We start from the raw sequence: 15,341 nt of genomic DNA, 5'->3' as shown, positions 1-15,341 counted from the left end.
TCAGCCTCCGATCCTGGACAGGGCCTCGCCCCAGCGGAACTGGTAGTTGTTGACGTAGCTGCTGTAGGCCATCTCCCCGTACCGGGGGCTGGACGGCCACGGGTCGCCGTAGGAGACCGTCTGGCCGGAGTAGCCGTAGATGACCTGGGCGTGGCCGCCGCCGGCCGTCCAGTAGATGCCGGTGAGGATCGGCCGCTGCCCGTTGATCTCGGCCGTGACCGACTGGTAGGACAGGGGGCCGCTGACCTGGCCGGGGGACACGCCGAGCGCCTGGAACGCGCGCTGGTCGTACTCCAGGTAGCCGGCCTGGTTCGGGCAGGAGGTGCCGCGCGGGTAGCCGCGTCCGAGGGCGCAGAAGTCGTTCTGGCTGACGTTGCCCTTGCCGAAGAACTTGGCGATCGTCAGGCCGCTGGCGACCCAGCACCACTGGTCCTGCTGCTGCACCTGCTGCGTGATCGGCAGGTCCTGCGCCGAGGCGACGCCGGTGGACGCCGCGAGGGTGGCGGCCGCCACCCCGGCGAGTCCGGCCGCGAGCCGCCGGCGTGCCCGGGCGGGTCGGGTACGCGTTCTCATGCGCTTCCGCCTATTCTCCCGGCGAAGGTCGTACCGCCTCTCGCGGAGGAGCGGAGCGATGCCCGTCCGGTGCCGGGGGAGAGTCCGGGCGGGGAGGCCGCGAGAGGCCGGAGGAACGCGATAAAAGTCTCATTCGCGGTCCGAGCCGGGTAATGCCAGCAGGCCATAACAAACGGGTATGACCCCGGTGAACTCGGCTTTTCTCCCCCAAAGGCGGGCTGCGCCTAGGCGCGGGCGGCGGTTCTCCCGCGGCCGACGTGCTCCGTCTCCGCTCCCGGATCCGGTTCCGGCTCCGCGGACGGGAGGGCGACGGTGACGGTGAGTCCGCCTTCCGGGCGGGGCGCGGCGGTCACGGTGCCGTTGTGGGCGCGGACGATGGACTGGACGATGGAGAGGCCGAGACCGGCGCCCTTCGCGGTGACGACGCGGTCGCTGTCGAGCCGGCGGAAGGGCTCGAAGAGGGCCGGGATCTCGTAGGGCGGGACGGCGGGGCCGGAGTTGGCGACCTCCAGGACGGCGCGGCCGCCCTCGGTGCGGCAGGAGACGGAGACCCACCCGGAGTCGGTGTTGTGGCGCAGGCCGTTCTCCAGCAGGTTCTGCACGACGCGTTCCAGCAGGAGCGCGTCGCCCGCCGTCATGGCCTCGGCGCTGTCGGTCTCGACGGTGATGCCGGAGCCGTCGGCTTCGAGCGCCGTCTGGGCGGCGACGTGCGCGACGACGTCCGCCAGGTCCACCGGGGCCCGGGTGGTGATCTCGTTCTCCGAGCGGGCGAGCAGCAGCAGGCCGGTGATGAGGCGCTCGTGCCGCACGTTGATCTGCAGGAGGGTCTCGCCGAGCTGCCGGACGTCCGGGGACGCCGACTCGCGGTGCATCGCCACCTCGACCAGCGCGCGGCCGAGGGTGAGCGGGGTGCGCAGCTCGTGGGAGGCGCTCGCGACGAAGCGGCGCTGACCGTCGAAGGAGCGGTCGAGGCGCTCGACCATCGCGTCGAAGGTGTCGGCGAGCTCCTTGACCTCGTCGCGCGGGCCCCGCAGGGCGATGCGCTCGTGCAGGCCGCGGTCGGCCGCGGGGGAGCCGGCGATGCGGCGGGCCGTCTCGGTGACGCGGTGCAGCGGGGACAGGACCTGGCCCGCGATGAGCCAGCCGAAGCCCGCCGCGGCGCCCCCGACGACCAGCAGCGCGATCGACCCCTGGGTGACCAGCGAGGTGACGGCGGCGTCGTGCAGCTCCTCGCGCTGGTCGCGCATCCAGCGGTCGGCGTCGGCCATCGCCCTGGCCTCCTGCGCGACCTCCTGCCTGGTCTCCTGCCTGGTCCCCTGCGCGGCCCCGGCCGGCGGCGAGGTGCCGGGGGCCGTGTTGAGCCGGGTCGCGAGCACCTTCGTTCCGGACCGCGAGAGCTGCTGGTCGAACAGGGCGTAGGTCGCGCCGAGCAGCACCACGCCGGCGACGAGGAACAGGCCGCCGTAGGTGAGGGTGAGCCGGGCGCGCAGCGACAGCCTCATGGAATCCGGTACCCCGCTCCCTTGACGGTCTCGACGACGGGCGGGTCGGCGAGCTTGCGGCGCAGCTTGAGGACGGTCAGGCGGACGGCGCCGGTGAACGGGTCGGCGTGCTCGTCCCACGCCTTCTCCAGGAGCTGCTCGGCGGACACGACGGCGCCCTCGGCGCGCAGCAGCTCGGCGAGGACGGCGAACTCCTTGCGCGCGAGCGGCACGTAGCGCCCGTCCCGGAACACCTCGCGGCGCGCCGGGTCCAGGGTGATGCCGGCGCGGTGCAGCCTCGGCGGCGCGGCCGGGCGGCAGCGGCGGCCGAGCGCCTGGACGCGGGCAGCGAGCTCGGGGAACGCGAACGGCTTGGTCAGGTAGTCGTCGGCGCCGAGGCCGAGCCCGTCGACGCGGTCGGTGACCTCCGCGGCGGCGGTGAGCATCAGGATCCGGGCCGCGCTCCCGCCCCGGACGATCTCGCGGCACACGTCGTCGCCGTGGACGAGCGGCAGGTCGCGGTCCAGCACGACCACGTCGTAGTCGTTGACGGTGACCCGCTCCAGGGCGGCCGCGCCGTCATGGGCCAGGTCGACGGCGTGCGCGCCGTCGCGAAGCCACTCGGCGATCGCGTCGGCCAGGAGCCGCTCGTCCTCTGCCACCAGCACTCTCATGAAGCCTCCTCCGAAGGACGATGGTGCCGGAGGCCGTGTTTCGTTTCCGTTAGTGATCGTCTCCGGCGCGAAAACGCCCGAGGGCGGAAACACGGGGGAAACGCCCCGCCGGGTTGCATCGCTCCTCGCCGGCCGGAACCGCTCCGGCCGGACGAGGAGGAGACATGCGACTGAGGATCCTGGCCGTGCTGCCGCTCGCGCTGGCGCTGACCCTGACCGGGTGCGGCTCGGACGACAAGGACGACACCGTGGCCTCGGCGAACGGGGGCGCCAAGCAGGGCGGCGCCAAGCAGGGCGGCGAGCAGCTCAGCCCGGAGGAGCGCGGCGTCAAGTTCGCCCAGTGCATGCGCGAGCACGGCGTCGACATGGAGGACCCGAAGCCCGGCGGGGGCATCCGGATCCAGTCCAAGGGCGACAAGGGCGCCATGGACAAGGCCATGGAGGCGTGCCGGCAGTACAACCCCATGGCCGACCGCACGGGCGCGCCCGATCCGAAGATGCAGGAGCGGGCGCGCGAGTTCGCCGCGTGCATGCGCAAGAACGGCGTGGAGAAGTTCCCGGACCCCGACCCGAACCAGCCCGGCATCCGGATCGACAAGAACACGGTCGGCGACGACCCGGACCTGGAGACCGCGCAGCAGGCGTGCGAGAAGGTCCTGCAGGGCGGCAGGAAGTGATGGAGGAGACCATCGCGGAACGCGCGCCGGCCGAGCGGGAGGGCCGCCGCGCCCGCCGCGGCCGGCCGCGCCTGAGGATCGCTCTGGCCGTCGCCGCCGTCGTCGCGGCGGGGGGCGCCGCCACCGTGGCGGTGCTCGCCGCCGGCGGGGACCGGGGCGGCGGGCGGGCCGCGGCCCTGCCGCCCGGCACGGCGAAGGTGGCCCGGGAGACGCTGAGCGACACCCAGACCGAGGACGGTCGGCTCGGCTACGGCCCGACCCTGAACGCGACGAGCCAGGCCCGAGGCACGATCACTTGGCTGCCCGAGAGCGGGGACGAGGTCACCCGCGGCCGCCGGCTGTACGAGCTCGACGGCGATCCCGTCGTGCTGATGTACGGGTCCAAGCCGTCCTACCGGCCGCTGCGGATCGGGACCGAGGGGTCCGACGTGAAGCGGTTCGAGCAGAACCTCAGCGCGCTCGGCTACGACGGCTTCACCGTGGACGACGAGTACACCTCGGGCACCGCCGAGGCGGTTCAGGAGTGGCAGGACGACATCGGCGCGCCGCAGACCGGGACCGTCGACGTCGGGCGGGTCGCGTACGCGGGCGGGCCCGTCCGGATCGAGACCGTCACGGCCAACCCGGGCGAGCCGGCCGCGCCCGGCAAGAAGATCCTCGGCTACACCGGGACCACGCAGGCCGTCACGGTCGAGCTGGACACCGCCGACCAGCGGCTGGCGAAGAAGGGCGCCCGGGTGGAGGTGACCCTGCCGGAGGGCCGGCCGGTCACGGCCGAGATCGACGAGGTCACGACCGTGATCGAGCCGGGCGAGCAGGGCGAGGACCCGGCGACGAAGGTGGAGGTCACGATCTGGCTCGACTCCGCCGCGGCCCGGAAGGCCGCGGCCCGCTACGCGCTCGCCTCGGCCGACGTCCGGTTCACCGCGGGCAGGCGCGAGAACGTCCTGACGGTGCCGGTGTCCGCGCTGGTCGCGCTGCGGGAGGGCGGCTTCGGCGTGGAGGTCGTCAAGGGCGGGGCGTCGTCCTACGTCCCGGTCGAGACCGGGCTGTTCGCCGACGGGAAGGTCGAGGTCTCCGGGCCGGGGATCGCCGAAGGCGCGCTCGTGGGGGTACCGAAATGATCACACTGCGGGGCGTGAGGAAGTCCTATCCGGGCGGAGTGCACGCGCTCGCCGGAGTGTCGCTGCACGTCGACGCGGGCGAGCTGGTCGCGATCGTCGGCCCGTCCGGTTCCGGCAAGACGACCATGCTCAACATGCTCGGCACCCTGGACCGCCCCACCTCGGGCGAGATCCGCATCGACGGCCACGACGTGGGGCGGCTCGCGGACGCGCGGCTGTCGGCGCTGCGCGCGAGCCGCATCGGGTTCGTCTTCCAGCACTTCCACCTGGCGGCCGGGACACGGGCGATCGACAACGTCGCGGACGGCCTGCTGTACTCCGGGCTGCGCCCGGCGGCGCGGCGGCGGCGGGCCGCGGCGGCGCTGGAGCGGGTCGGGCTCGGCCACCGGCTGGGCCACGAGCCGCACGAGCTGTCCGGCGGGGAGCGGCAGCGGGTCGCGATCGCGCGGGCGGTCGCCGGGGAGCCCGCGCTGCTGCTCGCGGACGAGCCGACCGGCGCGCTGGACTCGGTGTCCGGCGAGGGGGTGATGGGGCTGCTGCGCGAGCTGCACGCCGCCGGCACCACCGTCGTGATCATCACACACGACCGGGAGATCGCGGCGGCCCTGCCCCGCCGCGTCCGGATGCGCGACGGCCGGGTGGTGGACGACTCCGCGGTGGACGGTTCGCCGGGCGGCGGCCCGCGCGTGGCGGAGGCGGCGCGATGACGGCGGGGACGCTGCAGCCGGCCCGGCTGTGGCCGGGCGACGTGCTCAGGGTCGGCGCGGTCGGCCTGCGGACCCGGCCGATGCGGGCGTTCCTGTCCGCGCTCGGCATCGCGATCGGGATCGCCGCGATGGTCGCGGTCGTCGGGGTGTCCTCCTCCTCCCGCGCCGACCTCGACCGGGCCCTCGCGGCGCTCGGCACCAACCTGCTGACCGTCTCGCCCGGAAGCACCCTGACCGGCGAGAAGGCGCAGCTGCCCCTGGAGTCGGAGGCCATGGTGGCGCGGATCGCCCCGGTCCGGGAGGTGTCGGCGACCGGCCTGCTGGACGGCGCGAAGGTCTACCGGACGGGCAAGATCCCCGAGACGGAGACCAACGGGATCTCGGCGTACGCGACCCGCACCGACCTGCGCGCCGCGACGGGGGCGCGGCTGCGCGGCGGCGTGTGGCTGAACGCCGCGACCGGCGGCTTCCCCGCGACGGTCCTCGGCTCGACCGCCGCGCGGCGGCTCGGGATCGGGCACGCGGCCCCGGACGTCCAGGTGCTGATCGGCGGCCGCTGGTTCACCGTGATCGGCATCCTGGAGCCGGCGGAGCTGGCCCCCGAGCTGGACAGCGCCGCGCTGGTCGGCTGGGCCGCGGCGCAGTCCCGGCTCGGCTTCGACGGCCATCCGACGACGATCTACACCCGGTCGGCGGAGGCGAGCGTCGAGGACGTCCGGGACGTGCTGGCCGCGACCGCCGCCCCGCAGGCGCCGAACGAGGTGGAGGTGTCGCGGCCCTCGGACGCCCTGGCGGCCAAGAAGGCGGCGGGAGAGGCGTTCACCGGGCTGCTGCTCGGCCTCGGCGCGGTCGCGCTGCTGGTCGGCGGCGTGGGGGTCGCCAACACCATGGTCATCTCGGTGCTGGAGCGGCGGTCGGAGATCGGGTTGCGCCGCTCCCTCGGCGCGACCCGCGGCCAGATCCGCACGCAGTTCCTCGCCGAGTCGCTGCTGCTGTCGGCGCTCGGCGGCGTCGCCGGGGCGGCCGTCGGCGCGCTGGTCACCGCCGGCTACGCCGTCTCCCAGGGGTGGCCGGTCGTCATCCCCGCGTGGGCGGTGCTCGGCGGCGTCGCCGCGACCCTGCTCATCGGCGCGGTCGCCGGCCTGTACCCGGCGATCCGGGCGTCCCGCCTCAGTCCCACCGAGGCGCTCGCCGCGACCTGATCGGTACGAACGCGGATGGACCGGACGGGACGGGTGTGCATGGACCGGGCGGGACGGGTGAGATCTCAGCCATGGCTTCAACGGAGACCGAGCCCGTCACGATCGTGTTCACCTGGGACGTCAAGCCCGGCCGGGAACGCGACTTCGAGGAGTGGGCGGCGGGGCTCCACGAGGTCGCGACCCGGTACGCCGGCCACATGGGCGCCACCTGGCTGCGCGCGGAGGGGTCGCGGCACCGGTACTACACGGTCGTGAACTTCGCCGACCAGGAGCGGCTGGAGGGGTGGCTGAACTCCGACGAGCGCGCGGAGTGGATCGAGCGGGTCAGCGGGATCGCCGATGAGCACTGGCAGAACACCACCGGGCTGGAGACGTGGTTCAACCTGCCCGGCGAGTCCGTGCCGCCGCCCTCCAAGCTCAAGATGATCGTGGTCACCTTCTGCGCGGTGTACCCGCTCAGCCTGCTCCTGCAGGCGTTCGTCACGCCGCTGACGAACGGGTGGCCGCTGCCGTTGCGGGCGCTGACGTTCCCGGTCATCGTGATCCCGCTGCTCACCGTGCTCGTGATGCCCGGGCTCAGCCGGGTGTTCCGGCGCTGGCTCTACCCGATCGGGCGGAGGCACCGGCCGGCCAGGCCCGGCCGATGATCACGCCAGCAGGTCCCGGAGTTCGCGGACGGCCTCGCGGAGCCGGTCGGCGAACTCCAGCATCGCGTCCGCGACCGGCCGCGGGGTGCTCAGGTAGACGTTGAAGCGGTCGGGAAGCAGGACGTAGGCGACGCCGATGCACTGCTCGCTGGTCGAGCCGAACCCGAAGTAGCGGATGTTGACCGACGGCGCGGAGCTGGTGCTCAGGTAGTCGTCCCGCATGACGAGCCACCCGGGGGACTCGAACAGCGGGAGCGGCTCGGTGACGCCCAGCTCGGCGCCGCGCCGTTTCTGGATGAGCTGGAGCTCCCAGAGGTGCTGCTCGGGCGCCTGGCCCGCCTGGCATTCCCTGGCCCGCCGGACGTGGGCGTCGGCGGCGGCGCGGAAGGCGTCCCGGCGCGGCGCGGCCCCGGCCGCCGGGTCGTCCATGGCGTCGACGAAGCGGAGCACCTCGGGGGTGACGACCCGCATCGCCTCGGTGCGCCCGTTCCGGTACTGGCGGGTGGCGATCGACTCGTAGGTGGCGCCGACGCGGCCCTTCGCGCGCTTGTGGGCGAGCTGGTAGGCCATCTGGACGAACGCGTCCGGCGACATCTTCAGCCGCTTGATGTGGTCGGTGCCGAAGTCGTCGAACGACACGGTCGCGGTGGCCGTGGCCGCCCCATAGCCGGCGAAGGCCGCCGCGGCGTCGCCGATGTCGCGCCGCAGGGCGTCGTCCAGGGTGAACTCGATCGCCTCGACGACCGGGAGCCCCTGCGACCGTGCGCCCGACCGCTGCGACGGCTTCTCCGGGGGTTCGCCCAGCAGCGCGTCGACGAAGCTGAGGATCGTCGTGCCGTCCAGGCCGCAGTGCTCCACGTTGATGCCCGCGGTGCCGTCCCCGAACACGACGAAGGAGACGGCCTTGTCGAACCAGCGGTTGGCGCTGTCGCCGTGGAGCAGGTGGTCGCAGGCGTCGAGGGCGTTCTCGGGGACGAGGTCCTCCAGGCACACGCAGAACAGCGCGGTCTCGATGTCGTCGAGCGCCTTGGTGTTGCCGAGGGCCAGCAGCGCCTCCCGGCTCGCCGCCCACTCGGCGCGGGCCTTGGTGGTGAGGTGCCCGGCGGACGGCTCCGGCGCGGCCTCCGCCTTCATGACGGCGGCCAGGCCCGCCCGCAGCTCCTCCAGCGTGTGGGGGTGGCCGTCGGGACCCAGCACGTCCATCCGGATCATGTTGCCGCGGAACAGCACCACGATGTGGCGGGCGTCCGACGGGCCCGGCCACTCGGCGGTATAGGGGGCGCGGACGGTGTCCTGCTCGGCGCCGGGGATGCGGGTCGTGGAGAACAGGTACCGGTTCTGCGCCATCGACAGCGGCCGGCCGCGCTGCACGACGGGCGGGATCTCCTCCCGGTCGAGCCGCAGCTTGTAGTCCAGCGCCCCGGCGATGAGCCCGGCCGCGCGCTCGACCTGCCCCTGCGGTGACTCCTTGAACAGGAAGAAGAAGTTGGCGTTCAGCGCGATCCGGTCGCGGCGGCCGAGGTAGCGGTAGGGCCAGAACGTGTCCAGCCAGCTTTCCACCCCCTCGCTCGCGTCGTAGCGCTCCAGCGCCGCCTGCAGCGTGCGTCCCGGTCCGTCCGGGCGGGCGAACGAGGCCAGCGCCGACTCCGTCCGGGCCCGCTCGTCCGCGGTCAGCAGCGGCCCGCACCATTCGAGGAACCGCTCGCAGGTCGCGTCGAGCGTGGGCAGCGGCACCCGCGGCAGGCGCTCCTCGTTGCCGAAGGTGCGGGACGACAGTTCTTCGCCGGCGTTCACATCGATCCTCTTGTTCTGTTCGTTCCCTGCGGCGGTCGCTTCTCCGCGACCGGCCGGAAGAAATCAGTCGCGTGGACGGGAGACGTAGAGCTGCGCGTAGAACCAGCCGCCGGCCTCCAGGCCGCTCGGGTCGGCGCCGACCTCGGCGAGCCTGTCCAGGACGAGCGCCTGCTCCTGCGGCGTCGCGAACCGCCGCTGCCGGAACAGGCCGTCGTGGCGGACGGTGGTGTATCCGGCGGTCGCGAGCACCTCGGCGATCGGGTCGAACGGGAACATGCGCAGCACGAAGTGCGCCATCCACGGCCTGCGCTCCCCGTGCGCCTCGACGACGCGGGAGAGGGTGCGCTCGGTGACGTATCCGAGGCACCCCGTCGAGATGACCAGGTCCGTTCCGGCGAGCTGGGCGCGCTGCTCGGCGGTCGGCTCGCCGCTCTCCAGATCCGCGTGGACGGCGCCGTCGAGGAAGCCGGCTTCGAGCGCGTAGGAAAGGGCGTTGTCGGAGGCGTCCAGGCCGAGGAAACGCAGGCGGCTCGTCGCTTCACGGGAACGGACCAACTCCCGGTCTCGGGCCAGAAGCCTGGCGCGGGTGTATCCGAGGGCGTCGGGACCGCCGTAGCGATCGTACAGGTCCGCCATCGTCACGCCGTATTTCAGCAGAGCCGCATTGATGCCGTAGGAGCAGCCGATATCGAGAACGGTGGGGACCGGGACGCCGCGCGCCTCCCGGTATTCGGCGATGATCCGATGGAACTGCGGTTTGGCCAGTTCCGGGATGTCGTAGTGGAGTTCGCGCAGCGTGCCGAAGTAGGCGCGGGGATCGGGGCTGGTGTAGATGTGGTCGAGCGAGATCTTCCCTGTGGCGTCCGTGCTCACGGTCCGTGCCTCCTAGTCCAGCAGCCGGTCGACCCGGACGGCGCGCCCCTCCGCCGCCAGGTGCTCGGGCAGGACGCGGCCGAAGAGCTGCCTCGTGCGCGCGACGCTGCCGATGACCCCCGGGCGCTCGCTGTAGGCGAGGATCGCCGTGTGCCGCGCCGTGTTCCCCCGGACCGCGGCGACCCGGTGCAGCGAGTACCGTCCCTTGAACAGCTGCAGGTCACCGGGGCGAAGCGTGAGCCGGCGGACGAGGTCGCCGCCGTGCCCGGTCAGCACGCGGCGCACGTCGCCGAAGTTCTCCGCCTCCGCCGACCTGATGTTCGGGCAGTACTCGAAGACGCCCCCGTCCTCGGGCTCCCGCGTCAGCAGGCTGACCGTGAACTCGTTGGTGTCGAAGTGCCAGGGATGCTCCATTCCCGGGTTGACGACGTTGAGGACGAGCCCCGACAGCGGGTCGGCCAGTTCGTGCACCCGGGGCAGCCCGAAGCAGGCCGCCACGAACCGCTGGAAGTGCCCGCTCGCGTAGAGCCGGTGGACGACGGAGTCCGCGGGGATGTGGTCGCGGGCGACGAACGCGTTGCCCCGCTCGACGGTGATGCGCCCCGGATGGTCCGGCGGCAATGGCGTGCTCACGTCGATGTTGTAGGCGTTCACCGTTTCGACGTCGTAATGCGCGTGCGGAGCGATCGCCTCGCATTCCGCGCGCAGCAGGTCCCGCAATGCCGGGTGAATGAAGTCGGGCAGCACGCAGCAGCCCGTTTTCGCCAGTTCCCGCCTGGTCCGGGAAACGAGGACGTCCCATCCCGCGCCGCCCGGCGCGGCCAGCGGATAGCGCTCCGTGTCGACGACCCCCGCGAGAGCCTCCGCTGCGCCCATGAAGATCCTTTCGCGGTCGGCGAACCCCAACGGGTTGTAGCACATTCCTTCCGTGAATTCCCGGCCGCGCTTTTCCTCCGCGCTTTGTCATGGAATGATAAGCGCGGCCCGTGACCTGTGGCTTCGAACGCTCCCGGGCCCGGGGGCGCGCCGCGGGCGGTGTGTCCCATCTCACCGGGCCGTCCCGGGGGCCGGGTCCGGCTCACGGATGTGGCGGTCGTGCGGACTTTCCGCGAACCTTTCCTCACACGGTGGCGTCACCGTCCTGTGAAGCATGATCCGAAGAACGGCGGGAGCGCGGGATGGACTGGCGGCTGACGGGGTTCACCGAGGAGCGTGAACTCGGACGGGGTGCGCAGGGACGGGTCGTCCTGGCCCGCCACACGGGGTCCGGGACCCCGGTCGCGATCAAGTACCTGGCCGGCGGGGACGCCGGCGCGGTCGAGGCGCTGCGGTCCGAGGCGCAGATGCTCGGGCGCCTGACGAGCCCGTACGTGGCCCGCCTCTACCAGTTCGTGGAGGGCGAGCACGGCGCGGCGATCGTGATGGAGGCGGTGAACGGCGCGTCCCTGAAGGAGGTGCTGCGCGAGCACGGGGCCCTCGCTCCGGAGGCCGCGCTGCTCGTGCTGAAGGGCTCGCTGCTCGGGCTCGCGGCCGCCCACGCCGTCGGGGTCGTGCACCGCGACTACAAGCCGGCGAACGTCGTGGTGCAGGGCGACGGCCTGAGCAAGCTCGTGGACTTCGGCATCGCCGTCCTGGCGGGCGGCAGCTCGTTCGCGGGGACGCCCGTCTACATGGCGCCGGAGCAGTGGCGCGGTGATCCCGCCAGCCCCGCCACCGACGTGTACTCCGCGACGTGCGTGTTCGTGGAGTGCGTCACCGGGCGGCGCCCGTTCGCGACGGCCGAACGGGCGGCCCTGATGAACCAGCACCTCACCGCGCAGGTCGACGTGCGGGACGTGCCCGGGCCGCTGCGCCCGCTCGTCCTGCAGGGGATGGCGAAGGACCCGGGGGAGCGGCCGCCGGGCGCGGCGGAGTTCGTCACGCGGCTGGACACCGCCGCCGTCGCCGCGTACGGGGGCGACTGGGAGCAGCGGGGCGTGCGCGCCCTGGCCGCCGCCGCGGTCGCGCTGGCCGCGCTGTTCCCGCTCGGTGCCCTCGCCGTCGCGCCGGGCGCGGTCGGGGCGGCCGGGGCTACCGCAGGCACCGCGGGCGCGGCGGGCACGGCCGGCGGCGCGGGCGGCGCCGGCGGCGTGGGGACCACGGGGGCGGCCGTGAGCAAGGGATTCCTCGCCACCGCGGCCGGCAAGGGCGCGATGGCCGCCGCGGGCGCCGCCGTGGTCGCGGGGACGGCGGGCGGCGTCGTCTACGCGGTGCAGGACGGCAAGCCCGCGCCACCCGCGGCCGCGCCCGCCGCCGTCGTCACCCTGGCCGCCGACAACCGCCGGCTCACCGGCCCGGCGATCGAGGTCCAGAACGCGCGGTATCCGAAGGTCAGCGGGCTGAAGGACCCCGCACTGGAGCGCCGCGTCAACGCCGAGCTCCGCGGGCCGGTGGACCGGCTCGTCGCGTCGGCGAGGAAGCTGGCCTCCTCGATCGACTGCCGGGGCAAGCCCGTGAAGCTGGGCACCGAGACGAGGCTCGGGCTGCGCGGCCCCCGCCTGGTGTCGGTCCGCTACTACATGCTGTCGGACAACTGCCAGCAGGCGGACGGCTCCCCGGGCGGCGAGGTCGTCACGGTCGACCTGCGCACCGGCCGCCGGCTCACCGCGGCCGACGTCTTCCAGCCCGCGACGCTCACCCCGGACGGCGTGCGCCGGCTCCGGTCGCTCGTCCCGCAGAAGCCGGCCCTCCATGAGCGCCGGTGGCAGGACTGCGGTTCCGACGGGCCGTTCGACCTCTCCGACCTCTTCCCCCGCAAGGACCAGGGCGCGTCGGGCATGGAGGCCACGCCGTTCCTGAGCCCGTTCTTCACCCCCGCGGGTTTCGAGCTCTCCTTCCTGGCGGGCGGCAGCGACGGCTGCGGCAACCTGAACTTCGGCACCTCCTACGCGAACGTCCGCGGCCTGCTGAAGCCCGGGATCGCCGCGCTGCTGCCCTCAGGTCCCTCGCCGTCGCGGTCCTGATGGCGGCCCGGCTCGCCGCTCACCAGCGGTTTCCCGTGCTGGGACGCCCGGACCGGAGGCCACATGCACGGCGGCCGGGAGGGTAGGGTCCGGTAAAGGGGGGAATGCGGTCCTGGAGCACGGTGGTCCGCCCGCGGGACGGTGGAGTGCACGAGCCCCCGAGAAACCGAGCAGGCAGGGCGGCGAACCGATGCTGAGAGAGCTGCTGGCGGCCAGCCATCTGATGTCGATGGAGCAGCTGCCGGGCGCGGTGGCCCGGCACGCCGCCGACCGGGGACTCCATGACGCGGTCATCTACGTCGTGGATCTCCAGCAGACGGTGCTGCGCCTGCTGACGGGCGAGGGGCCGGACGCCGGGCGGAACCCCGGAGCCGAGACCCCGGAACTGAGGGTCGACGGGACGGTCGCGGGCCGGGCCTTCCAGACGATGGAGGCCGCGGCCGGTCAGGCCGTCGACGGCGGGAACTGCCAGTACTGGGTCCCGATCCTCGACGGGGCCGAGCGCCTCGGCGTGCTGCGCGTGACCGTCCGCCGCGACGACGCCCGGGCCCTTGAGGAGGCCGAGTCCCTGGCCGGCCTGGTCGCGTTGATCATCGTCAGCAAGGGCCCGTACAGCGACTCCTTCTCCCGCCTCGTGCGGACCAGGGACATGACGGTGTCGGCGGAGATGCAGTGGCGGCTGCTGCCCCCGATGACCTTCGGCAACGACCAGGTCGTCATCGGCGCCGCGCTGGAACCGGCCTACATGCTGGGCGGCGACACCTTCGACTACGCCCTCGCGGGCGAGACCGTCCATCTCACGATCTTCGACGCCATGGGCCACGACACCGCCGCCGGGCTCACCTCCAACCTCGCCGTCGCGGCCTGCCGCAACAGCCGCATCCAGGGGGCCGGGCTCGTCGAGACGGCGCAGGCCATCGAGGCGGCGCTGCTCGAACAGGACCCGAGCGGGCGCTTCGTCACGGCCGTGCTGGCCGAGCTCGACCTGCCGTCGGGCGTGCTGTCGTGGATCTCGCACGGGCACCCTCCCCCCGTCGTCATCCGCGGGTCGCGGTGGGTCACCACGCTGGAGTGCCCGCCCGGCGCCCCGCTCGGCACCGGCCTCGGCGTGGAGCCGGAGGTGTGCAGCGAGCAGCTGGAACCGGGGGACCGGGTCCTGTTCTACAGCGACGGGATCGTGGAGGCCCGCGACCCGGACAAGCAGGAGTTCGGGCTGGACCGGTTCGTCGACTTCATCATCCGGCGCGAGGCCGACGGGCTGTCGGTCCCCGAGACGCTGCGGCGCCTCGTCCACAGCATCCTGGAGCACCACGCGGGGCGCCTGGACGACGACGCCACCGTCCTGCTCCTCGAATGGCACGGTCCCCTCGGCGTGGGGGACGCCTCCGAGCGGCTCAAGAACGACTGAGCCCGGAGCAGGGGCCGAGCCCCAGGGCGTCCATGAGCATCGGGTACGCCTCGTGCAGGTCGCGCTGCCAGTACGGCCAGTCGTGCTGCCCGTCGAAGAAGCGGGCGGTGACCGGGACGTCGAGGGCTCGCAACCGGTCGACGAACGCGTGCGCGTGGTCGTTCGCGCCGGCCTCCACCGGGTCGGTGAACGGCAGCCCGCCGAGCGACCCGGCCCGGCCGTTCCCGCTCGCCACCCAGAGCCGGACGCCGCGCAGCCGCCCCGCGAGGTCGGTCGGGTTGTGGGCGTGCCAGATCGCGGCCTGGTCGTCGGGGTCGCCCCACACCCGCCGCCAGTCGGTGCCGGGGCAGGCCATGGACGGCCCCCATCCGGTCGAGTCGTCGCCCGGCTCGTGGCCGTGCAGGGTGTCCAGGTAGCCGCTGAACGCCGCCGCGGCCGCGAACGCGCCGGGGAACCGGGCCGCGTACAGCATGGCGCCGAGGCCGCCCATCGAATTGCCCGCGACCACGCGCTGCGATCCCGCGCGGTAGTCCCGTTCGAGAATGCCGCGCATTTCGGTCATGTGGAACGTCTCCCAGCGCGGCGGGCCGCCGTTCCCGTAGTTCCACCAGTCGGAGTAATTGCCGCAGCGGCCGCCGTTCGGCATGACGACGATGACGCCGGTGCCGGCGGTGAGTTCCGCGACGTCGGTGTCGCGCGTCCAGGCGGTGTGGTCGTCGACGCCGCCGTGCAGCAGCCACAGCGTCGGCCAGGTGCGCGCCGCGTGCCGCGACCAGCCGGGCGGGAGCAGGAGCCGTACCTTCTGGCGGCCGTCCATGGCGGGCGAGGCGATGGTCAGGTCCAGGGTGCGGGGCGCGACGGCCGTCTCGGCGACGACCTCGGCGCGGGCCGGGGCGGCCGCCATGGACCGGTTCGCGAGCACGAGGGGCAGGAGGAGCGCGAAGGCCCCCAGCCATGCGGCGGGGGTGGGGCGACGGAGCAACGCGGGGCCTTCCGGAAACACCGGCCGTGAGGATGTGCCGGCCTTGGGAAAGGGGAGAGATCCTTTGTGCGGAATTTCTCTCCCGTGCCCCGGGGATTCCCGGGCCCCTGGGCTCCGAAGCGCGAACCGAAAGGCTTATAAAATGCATTTCCCTGAACGGGAAACGCGCCGGGTGCCCCCCTGGCGGCACCCGGCGC

The 15,341-nt window shown here is 73.4% G+C and carries 14 protein-coding genes; 7 read left to right on the top strand and 7 right to left on the bottom strand.

The window, feature by feature from the left end; all coding sequences use genetic code 11:
- The 3 genes from AB0H37_RS28620 to AB0H37_RS28610 form a co-directional block, all read right to left on the bottom strand.
- Positions 1-573, bottom strand: coding sequence for a papain-like cysteine protease family protein (locus AB0H37_RS28620; protein ID WP_360616363.1), 573 nt, complete (start codon positions 571-573; stop codon positions 1-3).
- A gap of 224 nt (positions 574-797) precedes the next feature.
- A complete protein-coding gene (locus AB0H37_RS28615) occupies positions 798-2,075 on the bottom strand; it encodes a HAMP domain-containing sensor histidine kinase (protein ID WP_360616362.1) in 1,278 nt (425 codons plus the stop codon).
- Positions 2,072-2,728: a response regulator transcription factor gene (locus AB0H37_RS28610; protein WP_360616361.1), complete on the bottom strand. Its 657-nt coding sequence runs from the start codon at positions 2,726-2,728 to the stop codon at positions 2,072-2,074. Before AB0H37_RS28610 ends, AB0H37_RS28615 begins: the two co-directional genes overlap by 4 nt.
- Before the next feature lie 164 nt (positions 2,729-2,892).
- Here AB0H37_RS28610 and AB0H37_RS28605 point away from each other — a divergent pair, with 164 nt between their 5' ends.
- The 5 genes from AB0H37_RS28605 (at position 2,893) to AB0H37_RS28585 (ending at position 7,085) form a co-directional block, all read left to right on the top strand.
- A complete protein-coding gene (locus AB0H37_RS28605; protein WP_329094399.1) occupies positions 2,893-3,405 on the top strand; it encodes a hypothetical protein in 513 nt (170 codons plus the stop codon).
- On the top strand, positions 3,405-4,529 hold the full coding sequence (locus AB0H37_RS28600; RefSeq protein WP_360616360.1) for a peptidoglycan-binding domain-containing protein: 1,125 nt from the start codon (positions 3,405-3,407) through the stop codon (positions 4,527-4,529). The genes AB0H37_RS28605 and AB0H37_RS28600 overlap by 1 nt, the downstream gene beginning before the upstream one ends.
- On the top strand, positions 4,526-5,236 hold the full coding sequence (locus AB0H37_RS28595) for an ABC transporter ATP-binding protein (RefSeq protein ID WP_360616359.1): 711 nt from the start codon (positions 4,526-4,528) through the stop codon (positions 5,234-5,236). Before AB0H37_RS28600 ends, AB0H37_RS28595 begins: the two co-directional genes overlap by 4 nt.
- Positions 5,233-6,438 carry an ABC transporter permease gene (locus tag AB0H37_RS28590; RefSeq protein WP_360616358.1) on the top strand — a complete coding sequence of 402 codons (1,206 nt, stop codon included), beginning with the start codon at positions 5,233-5,235 and terminating at the stop codon, positions 6,436-6,438. Before AB0H37_RS28595 ends, AB0H37_RS28590 begins: the two co-directional genes overlap by 4 nt.
- 71 nt (positions 6,439-6,509) lie before the next feature.
- The gene (locus AB0H37_RS28585; RefSeq protein WP_329094395.1) at positions 6,510-7,085 is read left to right on the top strand and encodes an antibiotic biosynthesis monooxygenase; all 576 of its coding nucleotides are present in this window, start codon (positions 6,510-6,512) and stop codon (positions 7,083-7,085) included.
- Here the strand turns inward: AB0H37_RS28585 and AB0H37_RS28580 are convergent, their stop codons facing one another.
- The 3 genes from AB0H37_RS28580 to AB0H37_RS28570 form a co-directional block, all read right to left on the bottom strand.
- Positions 7,086-8,879 (bottom strand): choline/carnitine O-acyltransferase, encoded by a 1,794-nt coding sequence (locus tag AB0H37_RS28580; RefSeq protein ID WP_360616357.1) that lies wholly within the window; start codon positions 8,877-8,879, stop codon positions 7,086-7,088.
- A 63-nt stretch (positions 8,880-8,942) separates the two neighbouring features.
- Positions 8,943-9,752, bottom strand: coding sequence for a class I SAM-dependent methyltransferase (locus tag AB0H37_RS28575; RefSeq protein ID WP_329094393.1), 810 nt, complete (start codon positions 9,750-9,752; stop codon positions 8,943-8,945).
- Between the two features lie 12 nt (positions 9,753-9,764).
- Positions 9,765-10,628: an arpA protein gene (locus AB0H37_RS28570; RefSeq protein ID WP_360616356.1), complete on the bottom strand. Its 864-nt coding sequence runs from the start codon at positions 10,626-10,628 to the stop codon at positions 9,765-9,767.
- 302 nt (positions 10,629-10,930) lie between these two features.
- Between AB0H37_RS28570 and AB0H37_RS28565 the strand changes: the two genes are divergently transcribed.
- A complete protein-coding gene (locus AB0H37_RS28565) occupies positions 10,931-12,754 on the top strand; it encodes a serine/threonine-protein kinase (RefSeq protein ID WP_360616355.1) in 1,824 nt (607 codons plus the stop codon).
- Between the two features lie 190 nt (positions 12,755-12,944).
- Positions 12,945-14,162 carry a PP2C family protein-serine/threonine phosphatase gene (locus tag AB0H37_RS28560; protein ID WP_360616354.1) on the top strand — a complete coding sequence of 406 codons (1,218 nt, stop codon included), beginning with the start codon at positions 12,945-12,947 and terminating at the stop codon, positions 14,160-14,162.
- Here the strand turns inward: AB0H37_RS28560 and AB0H37_RS28555 are convergent.
- On the bottom strand, positions 14,149-15,144 hold the full coding sequence (locus AB0H37_RS28555) for an alpha/beta hydrolase family protein (RefSeq protein WP_360616353.1): 996 nt from the start codon (positions 15,142-15,144) through the stop codon (positions 14,149-14,151). The genes AB0H37_RS28560 and AB0H37_RS28555 overlap by 14 nt on opposite strands.
- Positions 15,145-15,341 lie beyond the last annotated feature (197 nt).

Origin of the sequence: Actinomadura sp. NPDC023710 (assembly GCF_040639875.1) — a bacterium.
Taxonomy (GTDB): Bacteria; Actinomycetota; Actinomycetes; order Streptosporangiales; family Streptosporangiaceae; genus Spirillospora; species Spirillospora citrea.
This window is presented reverse-complemented; position numbering and strand designations above follow the sequence as displayed.